This is a genomic window from Streptomyces sp. NPDC047002 (assembly GCF_040704505.1).
Classification (GTDB): Bacteria; Actinomycetota; Actinomycetes; order Streptomycetales; family Streptomycetaceae; genus Streptomyces.
This window is the reverse complement of sequence record NZ_JBEYWC010000017.1, coordinates 120393-136093: the sequence shown is the minus strand read 5'-3', so window position 1 is coordinate 136093 and position 15701 is coordinate 120393. Positions and strand designations below refer to the sequence as shown.

Genomic DNA, 15701 nt, shown 5'->3' with positions numbered 1-15701 from the left:
CGGCCGTGCGGCCGTCCCCTCCGGCGCCTCCACCGGCGCCTTCGAGGCCCTTGAGCTGCGGGACGGTGACCAGAACCGCTACCAGGGCAAGGCCGCGCCTGCACGCGCGGCACCACGGTCAGAGGGGGTGGGGCGGAGCTTGAGCAGTCAGGTGCGGGGAGGAGCGTGGAGCCGTGCCGGAGGGGCTGTGCCGGGCGGAGCCGGCCGTGGAGCTGGTCCGGGTGGAGCTGGTCCGGGCAAGGGGACCGTATTCCCGTCCTCACGCGACCGCAATATGTCGACGTGTGAATGTCGAATCTATTGCTTTCCTTTGCAACAATCTCGCTGTGTGGCCGTCAGAACCGGACGGGTGCCGGCGCCTCCCCGGAGCGCGGGGCCCCGGCGGGGCGCGGCGCACGGCGTACCACCCGATCAGGGCCGGTAGATCGCCTCCTGGTGGGTACGAACCCCGCCGTACCGTGTCAGCACCCGACGACACAGAGAGCGAGGCGCAGCGATGCCCGAGCCGAGCAGCGGCGGAGACGATCTCTTCGGACCGCACAACCTCCCCTACGGCGTGTTCAGCACGGCCGACGAGCCCGGCAGGCGGCGGGTCGGGGTGCGGCTGCACGACCGCGTCCTCGACGCGGGCGCGGCGGCGCGGGCGCTCGGCTCGCCGTACGGGACGCTGCTCGACCAGCCGGACCTGGGGCCGCTGATGGCGGCGGGGCGCACGGCCTGGCGGGACGTCAGGCGGGCGCTGACGGCCTGGGTGAGCGTGCCGTCCCACCGCGCCGAGCTCGAACCGCTGCTGCACCCGCTGGACGCCGTGGAGCTGCACCTGCCGTACGCGGTCGCCGACTACGCCGACTTCTACTCCAACGAGCACCACGCGGCCAACGCGGGGGCCATCCTGCGCCCCGACCGGCGCGGACTGACCCCGAACTGGAAGCACCTGCCGGTCGGTTACCACGGCCGCGCCGGGACGGTCGTGGTCTCGGGAACCGATGTCGTACGGCCGACCGGCCAGCGCAAAACTGCGACAGACCCCGTGCCGGTCTTCGGGCCCAGCACGAAGCTGGACATCGAGGCCGAGGTCGGCTTCGTCGTCGGTACGCCGTCGCCGCAGGGCTTTCCCGTGCCGCTTTCCGCCTTCCGCGACCATGTCTTCGGGGTGTGCCTGCTCAACGACTGGTCGGCCCGCGACCTCCAGGCGTGGGAGGGGCAGCCTCTCGGCCCGTTCCTCGCCAAGTCGTTCGCCACGTCGGTCTCCGCGTGGGTGACCCCGCTCGATGCACTGGACGCGGCGCGCGTGGCGCCGCCGCCGCGCACCGAGCCGCTGCTGCCGTATCTGGACGACACGGACGAGGAGGACCCGGGCGGCTTCGACCTGCGCCTCACCGTCAGCGTCAACGGCGAGGCCGTCGCGCACCCGCCGTTCTCCTCGATGTACTGGACGGCCGCGCAGCAGCTCGCCCACCTCACGGTGAACGGCGCCTCGCTGCGCACCGGCGACCTCTACGGCTCCGGCACCGTCAGCGGCCCCGAGCGCGCCCAGCGCGGCTCCCTGCTCGAACTGACCTGGGACGGCACCGAGCCCCTCGACCTCGCCACCGGCAAGCGCACCTATCTGGAGGACGGCGACGAGGTCGCCCTCACCGCCTGGGCCCCCGGCCCCCACCGCACCAGGATCGGCCTCGGCGAGGTCACCGCCCGCATCACCCCGCCCCTGACGGACGCGTGAGCCGCGTCAACGCCCGACACCCCGGACATCCCTTCGAGTGGACATGATCATCTTTCCGACGGTTACGCTGGGTACACCCGCGAGACTCCGTCGCATGGGAGCAGCAATGAGTGTCGAGCACAACCCGGTGCCAGCCCCCGGTTCACCGGAGTACGGGTGGAACGTGCCGCCTGTGGGCGGCTGGGCCGCCGACGACCTGGACCGGCTTCCTGACCTGCCTCCGCACACGGAGCTGATCGACGGGAGCCTCGTCCTCGTGAGTCCGCAGACCCTGTTCCACACCCGGGCCGTGAGCTTCTTGGAGTGGCAGTTGCAGTCCGTGGCCCCCACCGATCTGGAGGTCGTGCGCGAGTTCACCATCGACATCGACCGGCAGAACCGTCCGGAACCCGACGTCGTCGTGGTGCGGGGCGACGCGGTGCTCGACGGGGCCCAGACCAGGTTCCCCGCCGAGTCCGTCCTGCTGGCCGTGGAGGTCGTCTCGCCCGAGTCGCTGTCACGCGACCGCGAGACCAAGCCGGTGAAGTACGCGCGGGCCGGCATCGACCACTACTGGCGGGTGGAGAACCACGAGGGACGCGCCGTGGTGTACGTCTTCGAGCGTGAGCCTGCCACCGGCGCCTACACCAGCACCGGGATCTTCCACGACCGGCTCAAGGTCTCCGTGCCGTTCCCCGTCGACCTCGATCTCGCCGAGATCGGCCCCCGTCGCCGCAGCCGTTAGCCGGACGGACGCGGCGCGGCCCGGGCGCCCTTGGCGGGGCGGCCGGGCCGCGAGGGGGCGGGCGGGTCAGCGGGCGAAGGTGCCTGCCTGGGTGGCGAGGTCCAGGAAGTACTGGGGGGCCAGGCCGAAGACGAGGACGACCGCCACCGAGACGCCGATGGTGACCATCGTCAGCGGGGAGGGCACGGCGACCGTGGGGCCGTCCGGGCGGGGCTCGCTGAAGAACATCAGGACGATCACGCGGATGTAGAAGAACGCCGCGATCGCCGAGGCGGCCACGCCGACCACCACGAGCGGCACCGCTCCCCCGCCGGCCGCGGCCTTGAAGACCGCGAACTTGCCGGAGAAGCCCGAGGTCAGCGGGATGCCGGCGAACGCCAGCAGGAAGACCGCGAAGACCGCGGCCACCAGCGGCGAACGGCGGCCGAGGCCCGCCCACTTGGACAGGTGTGTCGCCTCGCCGCCCGCGTCGCGCACCAGGGTGACGACGGCGAACGCGCCGACCGTCACGAAGGAGTACGCCACCAGGTAGAACAGCACCGACGAGATGCCGTCGGGCGACGCCGCGATCACACCGGAGAGGATGAACCCGGCGTGCGCGACCGACGAGTACGCCAGCAGGCGCTTGATGTCGGTCTGCGTGATGGCGACGATCGCGCCGCCGACCATCGTGATGATCGCGACGCCCCACAACACCGGGCGCCAGTCCCAGGTCAGGCCCGGCAGCACCACGTACAGCAGGCGCAGCAGCGCGCCGAAGGCGGCGACCTTCGTGGCCGCTGCCATGAAGCCCGTCACCGGCGTGGGCGCGCCCTGGTACACGTCGGGCGTCCACATGTGGAACGGCACGGCGCCGACCTTGAACAGCAGCCCCATCAGCAGCAGCGCTCCGCCGATCAGCAGCAGCGCGTCATTGCCCATGGTGCCGGCGAGCGCCGGGTCCACGCTGCGCACCGTGCCGTCGACCACGTCGGCGATCTGCGCGTACGTGACGGAGCCCGCGTACCCGTACAGCAGGGCGATGCCGAACAGCAGGAACGCCGAGGAGAACGCGCCGAGCAGGAAGTACTTGACCGCCGCCTCCTGCGACATGAGGCGCTTGCGGCGGGCGACGGCGCACAGCAGGTACAGCGGAAGCGAGAAGACCTCAAGGGCGACGAACAACGTCAGCAGGTCGTTGGCCGCGGGGAAGACCAGCATGCCCGCGACCGCGAACATCACCAGCGGGAACACCTCGGTGGTGGTGAACCCGGCCCGGGTCGCGGCCTTCTCCGCGTCGCTGCCCGGCACCGCGGCCGCCTCGGCGGCGAAGGAGTCGACGCGGTGCGCCCCTGCCGCCGGGTCGAGCCGCCGCTCCGCGAAGGTGAACACCGCGACGACCGCGGTCAGCAGGATCGTGCCCTGGAGGAACAGGGCGGGCCCGTCGACGGCGACCGCGCCCTCCGCCGCGATGTGCGCCTTCGACGCGCTGCCGTACCCGTCCGAGGCGAGCGCCACCACCGCGGCGAACGCGGCGGCGAGCCCGAGGACCGCGAGGATCACCTGGGCGTGGTAGCGGGCCCTGCGCGGCACGAACGCCTCGAAGAGGACGCCCACCATCGCGACGCCCGCGACGATCAGCACGGGCGAGATCTGGCCGTACTCGATGTGGGGCGAGGGGATGGTGCCGAGCGGGTCGGCCGCCATCGTCGTCCACAGGCTGTGGACAGCGGGCGCGCTCATCGGGTCGCCTCCAGCTGGGGGTGGGGATCGGTCCTGTCGACCTGCGACATGGTCTGGTGGACCGCGGGGTTGACGATGTCGGTCAGCGGCTTGGGGTAGACGCCGAGGAAGATCAGCAGCGCGATCAGCGGCGCGACCACCACCAGCTCGCGGACCTTGAGGTCCGGCATGCCCTGGACGGTCGCCTTCACCGGACCTGTCATCGTGCGCTGGTAGAGGACGAGGACGTACAGCGCGGCCAGCACGATGCCGACCGTCGCGATGATCCCGATCACCGGATACCGGCTGAACGTGCCGACCAGGACGAGGAATTCGCTGACGAACGGCGAGAGCCCCGGCAGCGAGAGCGTGGCGAGCCCGCCGATCAGGAACGTCCCCGCGAGGACCGGCGCGACCTTCTGCACCCCGCCGTAGTCCGCGATCAGGCGCGAGCCGCGCCGCGAGATCAGGAACCCGGCGACCAGCATCAGCGCCGCCGTCGAGATCCCGTGGTTGACCATGTAGAGCGTCGCGCCGGACTGGCCCTGGCTGGTCATCGCGAAGATGCCCATGATGATGAAGCCGAAGTGCGAGATCGACGCGTACGCGATCAGCCGCTTGATGTCCCGCTGGCCGACCGCGAGCAGCGCCCCGTAGACGATGCTGATCAGCGCGAGCACCAGGACCACCGGGGTCGCCCACTTCGACGCCTCGGGGAACAGCTGGAGGCAGAAGCGGAGCATCGCGAACGTGCCGACCTTGTCGACGACCGCGGTGATCAGCACGGCGACCGGCGCGGTCGCCTCCCCCATCGCGTTCGGCAGCCAGGTGTGCACCGGCCACAGCGGCGCCTTCACCGCGAACGCGAAGAAGAAGCCGAGGAACAGCCAGCGCTCCGTGGACGTCGACATCGACAGGTCGCCCGCCGCCCGCAGATGCGCGATGTCCGTGAGCGAGAACGTGCCCGCCACCACGTACACCCCGATCACCGCGGCCAGCATGATCAGCCCGCCGACGAGGTTGTAGAGGAGGAACTTCACCGCCGCGTAGGAGCGCTGGGTGGCCGCCGCCTCGTCGCCGCCCGCGTGCGCCCGGTCCCCGAAGCCGCCGATGAGGAAGTACATCGGGATGAGCATGGCCTCGAACAGCAGGTAGAAGAGGAAGACGTCGGTCGCCTCGAAGGAGAGGACCACCATCGCCTCGACCGCGAGGATCAGCGCGAAGAAGCCCTGCGTGGGGCGCCACCTGCGGTTCGGCTCCACCGCCTCCAGGGGGTCCGCGTCGTGCCAGCCGGCCAGGATCACGAACGGGATCAGCAGCGCGGTCAGCGCGAGCAGCGCCACTCCGATGCCGTCGACGCCCAGGTCGTAGCCGACGCCGAAGTCCTTGATCCAGGTGTGCGACTCGGTGAGCTGGAACGGCCCTCGGCCGCCCGGGTCGAACCGGACGACGACGACCGCGGCGAGCACCAGCGTCGCCACGGAGAACAGCAGCGCCGTCCACTTGGCGGCCGTGCGCCGGGCGGCGGGGACCGCCGCGGTGGCGATGGCCCCGGCCGCGGGCAGCGCCGCCGTGACCGTCAGATAGGGGAACGACATCGCACTCACACCGCCCTCATCAACAGGGTCGCGGCGACGATCACTGCCGTACCTCCGAACATCGAGAGCGCGTAGGAGCGCGCATAGCCGTTCTGCACCTTGCGCAGGCGCCCGGAGAGCCCGCCGAACGACGCAGCCGTCCCGTTGACCACCCCGTCCACCAGCGTGTGGTCGACATAGACGAGCGAGCGGGTGAGGTGCTCGCCGCCGCGCACGAGGACCACGTGGTTGAAGTCGTCCTGGAGCAGGTCGCGGCGGGCGGCCCGGGTGAGCAGCGAGCCGCGCGGCGCGGCCGCCGGCACCGGCTTCCTGCCGTACTGGAGGTAGGCGATCCCGACGCCGACGAGCAGCAGCACGATTGTCGCGGTCGTGACGACGCCCGCGCTGACCGGCGAGTGGCCCTCGCTGTGGCCGGTGACGGGTTCCAGCCAGTGCAGGAAGCGGTCGCCGATACCGAAGAACGCGCCCGCGCCGACCGAGCCGACCGCGAGGACGATCATCGGGACCGTCATGATCCAGGGCGACTCGTGCGGATGCGGCTCCTCGTGCGGGCCGCGCTCCCGGGCCGCGGGCTCGGCGTCCGGCGCGTCCGGCGACGCGGTCGGGGTGCCGCGCCACCGCTCCTCGCCGAAGAACGTCATCAGCATCATCCGCGTCATGTAGTACGCGGTGATCGCGGCGCCGAGCAGCGCGACGGAGCCGAGGATCCAGCCCTCCGTGCCGCCCTTGGCGAAGGCCGCCTCGATGATCTTGTCCTTGGAGAAGAAGCCGGACAGGCCGGGGAAGCCGATGATCGCGAGATAGCCGAGGCCGAACGTGACGAACGTGACCGGCATGTACTTCCGCAGGCCGCCGTACTTGCGCATGTCGACCTCGTCGTTCATCCCGTGCATCACGGAACCCGCGCCGAGGAACAGACCCGCCTTGAAGAAGCCGTGCGTCACCAGGTGCATGATCGCGAAGACATAGCCGATCGGGCCGAGGCCCGCGGCCATGATCATGTAGCCGATCTGCGACATCGTCGACCCTGCGAGGGACTTCTTGATGTCGTCCTTCGCGCAACCGACGACCGCACCGAAGATCAGCGTGACCGCGCCGACGACCACCACCGCCAACTGCGCGGTGGGCGCGCCGTTGAAGAGGTCGGCGGAGCGGGTGATCAGGTAGACGCCTGCCGTCACCATCGTCGCCGCGTGGATCAGCGCGGAGACCGGGGTCGGGCCCTCCATCGCGTCGCCCAGCCACGACTGGAGCGGCACCTGCGCCGACTTGCCGCACGCCGCGAGCAGCAGCATCAGGCTGACCGCCGTGAGCTTGCCCTCCGTCGCCTGGCCCGCCGCGCCGAACACGCCCCCGAAGGAGAACGTGCCGAACGTGGTGAACATCAGCATGATCGCGATGGAGAGGCCCATGTCGCCGACGCGGTTGACGAGGAACGCCTTCTTCGCCGCCGTCGCCGCGCTCGGCTTGTGCTGCCAGAACCCGATCAGCAGGTACGAGGCGAGGCCGACGCCCTCCCAGCCCATGTACAGCAGCAGGTAGTTGTCGGCGAGGACCAGCAGCAGCATCGCCGCGAGGAAGAGATTCAGATAGCCGAAGAACCGGCGCCTGCGCTCGTCGTGCGCCATGTAGCCCACCGAGTAGAGGTGGATCAGGGTGCCGACGCCGGAGATCAGCAGGACGAACGTCATCGAGAGCTGGTCGAGCTGGAAGCCGATGTCGGCCCGGAAGCCCGCGACCGGCACCCACGTGAACAGGTGCTGGTGCAGGGCCCGGTCGCCGGCGCCCTTGCCCAGCATGTCCACGAAGAGCACGGCCCCGATGACGAAGGAGGCGGCGGCGAGCACCGTACCGAGCCAGTGGCCCACCCGGTCGAGGGCAGGGCCGCCGCACAGGAGCACAGCGGCCCCCAGCAAGGGCGCCGCCACCAGCAGCGCAATCAGATTGTCCACGATTCAGCGACCCCTCAGAGCTTCATCAGGCTGGCGTCGTCGACCGAGGCCGAGTGTCGGGCGCGGAACATCGACACGATGATGGCGAGGCCGACGACGACCTCCGCCGCGGCCACGACCATCGTGAAGAACGCGATGATCTGGCCGTCCAGATTGCCGTGCAGCCGGGAGAACGCGACGAACGCGAGATTGCAGGCGTTGAGCATCAGCTCGACGCACATGAACACCACGATCGCGTTGCGCCGGATCAGCACCCCGGCCGCGCCGATCGTGAACAGCAGCGACGCCAGATAGAGGTAGTAGACCGGATTCATCGCGTGACCCCCTGCGTCTCGTCGCGCCCTTCGCGCTCCGGATGCGCGCCCGTGCCGTCCGCACCGCCGCCACTCGCCCCGCGGGCGCCCGTGCCCTCGCCGCGCTCGCGGCCGAGCCGGGTCTCGGAGCGCTGCTCCAGCGCCTTCAGGTCGGCGATCGCCTCCTGCGACACATCCCTGATCTGACCCCTGCCCTTGAGCGTCTTGTTGACCGTGAGGTCCGAGGGCGTGCCGTCCGGCAGCAGGCCCGCGATGTCCACGGCGTTGTGCCGGGCGTACACACCGGGGGCGGGCAGCGGCGGCAGCTGCGCCCCGCGGCGGACCCGCTCCTCGGACTGCTCGCGCTGCGTCTTCGCCCGCTCCACCCGCTCGCGGTGCGTGAGCACCATCGCGCCGACGGCCGCGGTGATCAGCAGCGCGCCGGTGAGCTCGAAGGCGAACACGTACTTGGTGAAGATCAGCGCGGCCAGACCCTGCGGATTGCCGCCGGCATTGGCCTGGGCCAGGCCGTTCCACGAGCGCAGCGAGGCGTTGGCGATGCCCGCGATCAGCAGGACGCCGAAGCCGACCCCGCACAGCGCGGCCAGCCAGCGCTGCCCCTTGATGGTCTCCTTCAGGGAGTCCGCGGCGGTGACGCCGACGAGCATCACCACGAAGAGGAACAGCATCATGATCGCGCCCGTGTAGACGACGATCTGCACGATGCCCAGGAAGTAGGCGCCGTTGGCCAGGTAGAACACCGCGAGGACGATCATCGTGCCGGCGAGGCACAGGGCGCTGTGCACCGCTTTGCGCATCAGCACCGTGCACAGCGCGCCGATCACCGCGACGACGCCGAGGACCCAGAACTGGACGGCCTCGCCCGTCGAGGTCTGGTACGCCGCGGCCAGCGCGGTCAGGTCCGCAGGGGAGCTCATCCGCCGATCACCTTCTTCGACGCGGGCTCGTCCTCGCCGAAGTCGGACGCGCCCTCCTGCGGGTGCTCGCCCTTGGTGAAGGCGACCTGCGGGACCGTGCCGGGCGCGGCCTCGGTGACCCGGCCCCGGTAGTAGTCCTGCTCGTCGGTGCCCGGGTAGATCGCGTGCGGCGAGTCGACCATGCCGTCCTCAAGGCCCGCGAGCAGCTGGTCCTTGGTGTAGATCAGGCTCTCCCTGGAGGAGTCGGCGAGCTCGAACTCATTGGTCATGGTGAGCGCGCGGGTGGGGCACGCCTCGATGCACAGCCCGCACAGGATGCAGCGGGCGTAGTTGATCTGATACACCCGGCCGTAGCGCTCGCCCGGCGAATACCGCTCCTCCTCGGTGTTGTCCGCGCCCTCCACATAGATCGCGTCGGCCGGGCAGGCCCAGGCGCACAGCTCGCACCCGACGCACTTCTCCAGGCCGTCCGGATGGCGGTTGAGCTGGTGCCGGCCGTGGAAGCGCGGCGCCGTCACCTTCTCCTGCTCCGGGTACTGCTCGGTGAGCCGCCGCTTGAACATCGCGGAGAAGGTCACCCCGAACCCGGCCACCGGGTTCTTCGGCAGCGGGGGCACGCCCCCCGCCGCGCCTCCGCCGCGCTCGCCCTCTGCGGGGCCGCTGCTCTCAGACACCGCTCTCCTCCTTTCCTTCGCTCTCTGCCTGCTTGGACACGCCTGGCGCCACAAGCTCACGCTCCCGCCGCGAACGCCTGCGCTGAACGGGTGGCAGCGTCTGCCCCGGCAGCGGCGGCACGGGGAACCCGCCCGCCATCGGGTCGAACTCCGGCGGCCCCGCGTCCTCGTCGGCCCGCGCGTCCCGGCCCCTGAACAGGTCGACGACGAAGGACACCAGCAGGATCGCGACCACCGCGCCCGCCACGTACAGGAGGATCGTCGTGAAGTCGTAGTGCCGGTTCTGCAGCGCCCGCACGGTCGCGACGAGCATCAGCCAGACCACCGAGACCGGGATCAGCACCTTCCAGCCCAGCTTCATCAGCTGGTCGTAGCGGACCCGGGGCAGCGTGCCGCGCAGCCAGATGAAGAAGAACAGCAGCAGCTGCACCTTGACGACGAACCAGAGGATGGGCCACCAGCCGTGGTTGGCGCCCTCCCAGAACGTCGAGATCGGCCAGGGCGCACGCCACCCGCCGAGGAAGAGGGTCGCCGACACGGCGGAGACCGTCACCATGTTCACGTACTCGGCGAGCATGAACATCGCGAACTTGATGGACGAGTACTCGGTGTTGAAGCCGCCGACCAGGTCGCCCTCGGACTCCGGCATGTCGAACGGCGCCCTGTTGGTCTCGCCGACCATCGTGACGATGTAGATGAGGAAGGAGACCGGCAGCAGGACGATGTACCAGCGGTCGTGCTGGGCGTCGACGATCGCCGACGTCGACATCGACCCGGAGTAGAGGAACACCGAGGCGAAGGCGGCGCCCATGGCGATCTCGTACGAGATCATCTGCGCGCACGAGCGCAGGCCGCCGAGGAGCGGGTACGTCGAGCCCGACGACCAGCCCGCGAGCACGATGCCGTAGATGCCGACCGACGCGCAGGCCAGGATGTACAGCATCGCGATCGGCAGGTCGGTGAGCTGCATCGTGGTCCGCGTGCCGAAGATCGAGATCTCGTTGCCCGCGGGCCCGAAGGGGATCACCGCGATCGCCATGAAGGCGGGCACCGCCCCGACGACCGGCGCGAGCACGTAGACGAACTTGTCGGCGCGCTTGACGACCACGTCCTCCTTCAGCATCAGCTTGATGCCGTCGGCGAGGGACTGGAGCATGCCCCAGGGGCCGTGCCGGTTGGGGCCGATGCGCCGCTGCATCCAGGCGACGACCTTCCGCTCCCAGACGATCGCGACGAGCACCGTCACCATCAGGAAGGCGAAGCAGAACACCGCCTTGACGACGACGAGCCACCACGGGTCCGTGCCGAACACCGACAGGTCCTCAGCGGCCAGGGCCGTGGTCGGGGTCATCGCCGCGCCTCCGGGGTCTCGCTCGACTCTGGTCCGGCGGCGGCTCCCCGGCCGCCGTCCGGGGGCCCGGCCGCGATCGCGACCGGTGTGCCGGGCAGCGCGCCCGTCGTCTCCCGCGTGCTGTTCAGCGGCAGCCACACCACCCGGTCGGGCAGCCCCGGCGTGACGTCGAGGGGCAGCGTCACCGTGCCGCCGGGACCGGTCACCGCGAGCGGCGCGCCCGGTGCGACCCCCGCCTCGGCCGCGGTCGCCGGCGACAGCCGCGCGACGGCCGCGTGCCGGGTGCCCGCCAGCGCCTCGTCGCCCTCCTGGAGCACGCCACGGTCGAGCAGCAGCCGGTGGCCCGCGAGCACCGCCTCGCCCGCGGCTGGCCGCGGCAGCGGCTTCGCCGCCTCGAACGGCGGCGTGGAGCGCGGGCCTGTCCAGGTGCCGAGCGCGTCGATCTCCCGCCGTACGGACGCGAGGTCGGGCAGCCCGAAGGGCACGTCCATCGCGTCGGCGAGCATGTGCAGCACCCGCGCGTCGGCAGGCGCGAGCCGCCGCGTCATCTGCTCGGGCTTCAACGCGGCCTCGAACGGCCTGACCCTGCCTTCCCAGTTGAGGAAGGCGCCCGCCTTCTCGGCCACGGCGGCGACGGGGAAGACCACGTCGGCGCGGTCGGTGACCTCGCTCGGCCGCAGTTCGAGCGAGACGACGAACGCGGCGCGGTCCAGCGCGCGCCGCGCCAGCTCCCGGTCCGGCAGGTCCGCCACGCTCACCCCTGCGACGACCAGCGCGCGCAGCTCGCCCGCCGCCGCGGCCTCGACGATCTGCGCGGTGTCCCGCCCGTAGTGGTGCGGCAGTTCGCGCACGCCCCAGGCGGCCGCGGTCTCCTCGCGGGCCCGCTGGTCCGTCGCGGGCCTGCCGCCCGGCAGCAGCGAAGGCAGGGCGCCCGCCTCGATGGCGCCGCGCTCCCCCGCCCTGCGCGGGATCCACACCAGCCGGGCGCCGGTCGCCGCCGCGGCCCTGTTGGCCGCGGTCAGCGCGCCGGGCACCGCGGCGAGCCGCTCGCCCACCGCGATCACGGCGCCGTCCGCGCGCAGCGCCTCCGCGGCCTTCGCGGCCTCGCCCTCGACGCCGTCGCCCGAGGCGAGCGCGTCCAGCCACTCCGTCTCGGTGCCCGGCGCCGCGGGCAGCAGCGTGCCGCCCGCCTTCACCAGGCCGCGCGTCGCGAACGGCGCGATGGCGTACGTGCGCTGGCCGCGCTTGCGCCACGCCTTGCGCAGCCGCAGGAAGACGCCGGGCGCCTCCTCCTCGGCCTCAAGTCCCGCGAGCAGCACGGCGGGCGCCGCCTCAAGAGAACGATAGGTGACGACCGAGGGCCGCCCCGCCACGTGCCAGGCGAGGAAGTCGGCCTCCTCCGTGCTGTGCGCGCGGGCCCGGAAGTCGACGTCGTTCGTGCCGAGGGCGACCCTGGCGAACTTCGCGTACGCGTACGCGTCCTCGACCGTGAGCCGCCCGCCCGTGAGGACCCCGGCGCGGCCGCGCGCCGCCGCGAGGCCGCGGGCCGCGGCGGCCAGCGCCTCCGGCCAGCTCGCCGGTTCGAGCTCGCCCGCCTCGTTGCGTACGAGGGGGGTGGTGAGCCGGTCGGTGGCCTGCGCGTAGCGGAAGGCGAAGCGGCCCTTGTCGCACAGCCACTCCTCGTTGACCTCGGGGTCGTTGCCCGCGAGGCGGCGCATCACCTTGCCGCGCCGGTGGTCGGTGCGGGTCGCGCAGCCCCCCGCGCAGTGCTCGCACACGCTCGGCGACGACACCAGGTCGAACGGCCGGGAGCGGAAGCGGTACGCCGCCGACGTCAGCGCACCCACCGGGCAGATCTGGATGGTGTTGCCGGAGAAGTACGACTCGAACGGGTCGCCCTCGCCGGTGCCGACCTGCTGGAGCGCGCCGCGCTCGATCAGGTCGATCATCGGGTCGCCGGCGATCTGCTCGGAGAAGCGGGTGCACCGCGCGCACAGCACGCACCGCTCCCGGTCGAGCAGGACCTGCGAGGAGACCGGCACGGGCTTGGCGTAGGTGCGCTTGCTGCCCTCGAAGCGGGTGTCGGGGTCGCCGACCTGCATGGCCTGGTTCTGCAGCGGGCACTCGCCGCCCTTGTCGCAGACCGGGCAGTCGAGCGGGTGGTTGATCAGCAGCAGCTCCATCACGCCGCGCTGCGCCTTCTCCGCGACGGGCGACGACAGCTGCGACTTGACGGCCATGCCCTCGGTGCAGGTGATGGTGCAGGACGCCATCGGCTTGCGCTGCCCCTCGACCTCCACGATGCACTGGCGGCAGGCGCCCGCCGGGTCGAGCAGCGGGTGGTCGCAGAAGCGCGGGATCTCGATGCCGAGCATCTCGGCGGCCCTGATCACGAGGGTCCCCTTGGGGACGGAGATCGGGATGCCGTCGATGGTCAGCGAGACCAGGTCGTCCGGCACGGGGGCCGGCTCGCCCGATCCGCCGGAGGAGGGGGCGCTGGTGGTCACTGTCATGCGTTCACCTCCAGGTTTCCGGTCGTGCCCGACGGCCCGTCGGCCCACGCGGTGGAACGCGCGGGGTCGAAGGGGCAGCCCTTGTCCGTGATGTGCTGCTCGTACTCCGCGCGGAAGTACTTGAGCGACGAGAAGATCGGCGACGCCGCGCCGTCGCCCAGGGCGCAGAACGACTTGCCGTTGATGTTGTCCGCGATGTCCGCGAGCTTGTCGAGGTCGGCGGGCTCGCCCTTGCCTACCTCGATGTCCCGAAGCAGCTGGACCAGCCAGTACGTCCCCTCGCGGCACGGCGTGCACTTGCCGCAGGACTCGTGCGCGTAGAACTCGGTCCAGCGGGTGACGGCGCGCACCACGCAGGTCGTCTCGTCGAAGCACTGGAGCGCCTTGGTGCCGAGCATCGAGCCCGCCGCGCCCACGCCCTCGTAGTCGAGCGGCACGTCCAGGTGCTCGTCCGTGAGCAGCGGGGTCGAGGAGCCGCCCGGCGTCCAGAACTTGAGCCGGTGCCCGGCGCGGATGCCGCCGCTCATGTCGAGCAGCTGCCGCAGCGTGATGCCGAGCGGGCCCTCGTACTGGCCGGGGTTGGTGACATGGCCGCTGAGCGAGTAGAGCGTGAAGCCGGGCGACTTCTCGCTGCCCATCGAGCGGAACCACTCCTTGCCGCGGTGGATGATCGAGGGCACCGAGGCGATCGACTCGACGTTGTTGACGACGGTCGGGCAGGCGTAGAGGCCCGCCACCGCGGGGAACGGCGGCCGCAGCCTCGGCTGGCCGCGCCGCCCCTCAAGGGAGTCGAGCAGCGCGGTCTCCTCGCCGCAGATGTACGCACCGGCGCCCGCGTGCACGACGACGTCGAGGTCGAGGCCGCTGCCGAGGATGTCCGTGCCGAGGTAGCCGGCCTCCCGCGCCTCGCGCACCGCCTCGTGCAGCCGCCGCAGCACCGGCACGGCCTCGCCGCGCAGGTAGATGAAGGCGGTCGAGGCGCGGATCGCGTAGCAGGCGATGACGATGCCCTCGATCAGCGCGTGCGGGTTGGCGAAGAGGAGCGGGATGTCCTTGCAGGTCCCCGGCTCCGACTCGTCGGCGTTGACGACGAGGTAGTGCGGCTTGCCGTCGCCCTGCGGGATGAACTGCCACTTCATGCCGGTCGGGAAGCCCGCGCCGCCGCGGCCGCGCAGGCCCGAGTCCTTCACGTACGCGATGAGGTCGTCCGGCTCCATCGCGAGCGCCTTCTTCAGGCCCTCGTAGCCGTCGTGCCGCAGGTATGTGGCAAGCGTCCACGACTCGGGCTGGTCCCAGAAAGCGGAGAGCACGGGCGCCAGGATGCGGTCGGGGCTTGTGCCGTTGTCGTCGTCGCGCTCGGTCGCCAACGTCATCGCTCCCCCTCGTCGGTGTCGGGGCCATCGGTATCGGCGGCGCCGCCTGTGCCGCCGCCGACCGGGCCCGCCGGGTGCTGCGGGTCGGACTCTGCGGTGGGCTGCGGCGCGTCGTGCGAGCTGAGGTGCTGCGAGCCGGGCTGCGGCGCGTCCTCGGGGTGGGCGCCGTCGCGCGGCCGTACGACCCGGCCGGGTGCCTCGCCCTTGGCGAGGCGGAGGCCGGTCAGCGAGGCGTGGCCCGCGCCGCCGCCCGCCGCGACCGCGCCCTCGCGGGTGTCGGGGAACCCGGCGAGGACCCGCGACGTCTCCTGGTACGTGCAGAGCGGGGCGCCCCTGGTGGGCTCGACGGCGCGTCCCGCCCGCAGGTCGTCCACGAGCCGCTTGGCCGACTCGGGGTCCTGGTTGTCGAAGAACTCCCAGTTGACCATCACCACGGGCGCGTAGTCGCAGGCCGCGTTGCACTCGATGTGCTCCAGCGTGACCTTGCCGTCCGGGGTGGTCTCGTCGTTGCCGACGCCGAGGTGCGCCTTCAGCTCGTCGAAGATGGCGTCGCCGCCCATCACCGCGCAGAGCGTGTTGGTGCAGACGCCGACCTGGTAGTCGCCCGACGGCTTGCGCCGGTACATGGTGTAGAAGGTCGCGACGGCCGTGACCTCGGCCGTGGTCAGCCCCAGCAGCTCGGCGCAGAAGGCCATGCCCGTGCGGCTCACGTACCCCTCCTCCGCCTGCACCAGGTGCAGCAGCGGCAGCAGGGCGGAACGGGCGCCCGGATAGCGCGCGACGACCTCCCTGGCGTCCGCTTCGAGGCGCTCGCGCACCTCGGCCGGGTAGGCGGGGGCAGGCGGCTGCGGCATGCCGAGC

At 71.6% G+C, this 15701-nt stretch carries 12 protein-coding genes and 1 pseudogene; 3 read left to right on the top strand and 10 right to left on the bottom strand.

Annotated elements, in window-relative coordinates; all coding sequences use genetic code 11:
• From AB0910_RS17990 to AB0910_RS17980, 3 genes and pseudogenes are all read left to right on the top strand, one after another.
• A pseudogene (locus tag AB0910_RS17990) lies at positions 1-91 on the top strand (hypothetical protein); the annotation flags it as partial.
• A 405-nt stretch (positions 92-496) separates the two neighbouring features.
• Positions 497-1723: a fumarylacetoacetase gene (gene fahA / locus AB0910_RS17985; RefSeq protein WP_366745561.1), complete on the top strand. Its 1227-nt coding sequence runs from the start codon at positions 497-499 to the stop codon at positions 1721-1723.
• Positions 1724-1829: 106 nt separating this feature from the next.
• A complete protein-coding gene (locus AB0910_RS17980; RefSeq protein ID WP_366745572.1) occupies positions 1830-2447 on the top strand; it encodes a Uma2 family endonuclease in 618 nt (205 codons plus the stop codon).
• Between the two features lie 66 nt (positions 2448-2513).
• Here AB0910_RS17980 and nuoN read toward each other — a convergent pair whose 3' ends face one another.
• The 10 genes from nuoN to nuoE are packed head-to-tail and all read right to left on the bottom strand — an operon-like array spanning position 2514 to position 15694.
• Positions 2514-4169 carry an NADH-quinone oxidoreductase subunit NuoN gene (gene nuoN, locus AB0910_RS17975; protein WP_366745560.1) on the bottom strand — a complete coding sequence of 552 codons (1656 nt, stop codon included), beginning with the start codon at positions 4167-4169 and terminating at the stop codon, positions 2514-2516.
• Positions 4166-5746, bottom strand: coding sequence for an NADH-quinone oxidoreductase subunit M (locus AB0910_RS17970; RefSeq protein ID WP_366745571.1), 1581 nt, complete (start codon positions 5744-5746; stop codon positions 4166-4168). The genes nuoN and AB0910_RS17970 overlap by 4 nt, the downstream gene beginning before the upstream one ends.
• 5 nt (positions 5747-5751) lie before the next feature.
• Positions 5752-7698, bottom strand: coding sequence for an NADH-quinone oxidoreductase subunit L (gene nuoL / locus AB0910_RS17965; protein ID WP_366745559.1), 1947 nt, complete (start codon positions 7696-7698; stop codon positions 5752-5754).
• A 14-nt stretch (positions 7699-7712) separates the two neighbouring features.
• Complete coding sequence (gene nuoK / locus AB0910_RS17960; protein WP_030904048.1) at positions 7713-8012, bottom strand: NADH-quinone oxidoreductase subunit NuoK; 300 nt, start codon at positions 8010-8012, stop codon at positions 7713-7715.
• Positions 8009-8929, bottom strand: a complete 921-nt coding sequence (locus tag AB0910_RS17955; RefSeq protein WP_366745558.1) for an NADH-quinone oxidoreductase subunit J — start codon at positions 8927-8929, stop codon at positions 8009-8011. Before AB0910_RS17955 ends, nuoK begins: the two co-directional genes overlap by 4 nt.
• On the bottom strand, positions 8926-9546 hold the full coding sequence (gene nuoI / locus AB0910_RS17950) for an NADH-quinone oxidoreductase subunit NuoI (protein WP_366745570.1): 621 nt from the start codon (positions 9544-9546) through the stop codon (positions 8926-8928). Before nuoI ends, AB0910_RS17955 begins: the two co-directional genes overlap by 4 nt.
• Positions 9547-9595: 49 nt before the next feature.
• Positions 9596-10954, bottom strand: a complete 1359-nt coding sequence (gene nuoH / locus AB0910_RS17945; RefSeq protein ID WP_366745557.1) for an NADH-quinone oxidoreductase subunit NuoH — start codon at positions 10952-10954, stop codon at positions 9596-9598.
• Entirely contained in the window at positions 10951-13467 is a 2517-nt protein-coding gene (locus AB0910_RS17940; protein WP_366745556.1) for an NADH-quinone oxidoreductase subunit G, read from the bottom strand. The genes nuoH and AB0910_RS17940 overlap by 4 nt, the downstream gene beginning before the upstream one ends.
• On the bottom strand, positions 13464-14840 hold the full coding sequence (gene nuoF / locus AB0910_RS17935) for an NADH-quinone oxidoreductase subunit NuoF (RefSeq protein WP_366745555.1): 1377 nt from the start codon (positions 14838-14840) through the stop codon (positions 13464-13466). Before nuoF ends, AB0910_RS17940 begins: the two co-directional genes overlap by 4 nt.
• Positions 14837-15694 (bottom strand): NADH-quinone oxidoreductase subunit NuoE, encoded by an 858-nt coding sequence (gene nuoE, locus AB0910_RS17930; protein ID WP_366745569.1) that lies wholly within the window; start codon positions 15692-15694, stop codon positions 14837-14839. The genes nuoF and nuoE overlap by 4 nt, the downstream gene beginning before the upstream one ends.
• Positions 15695-15701 lie beyond the last annotated feature (7 nt).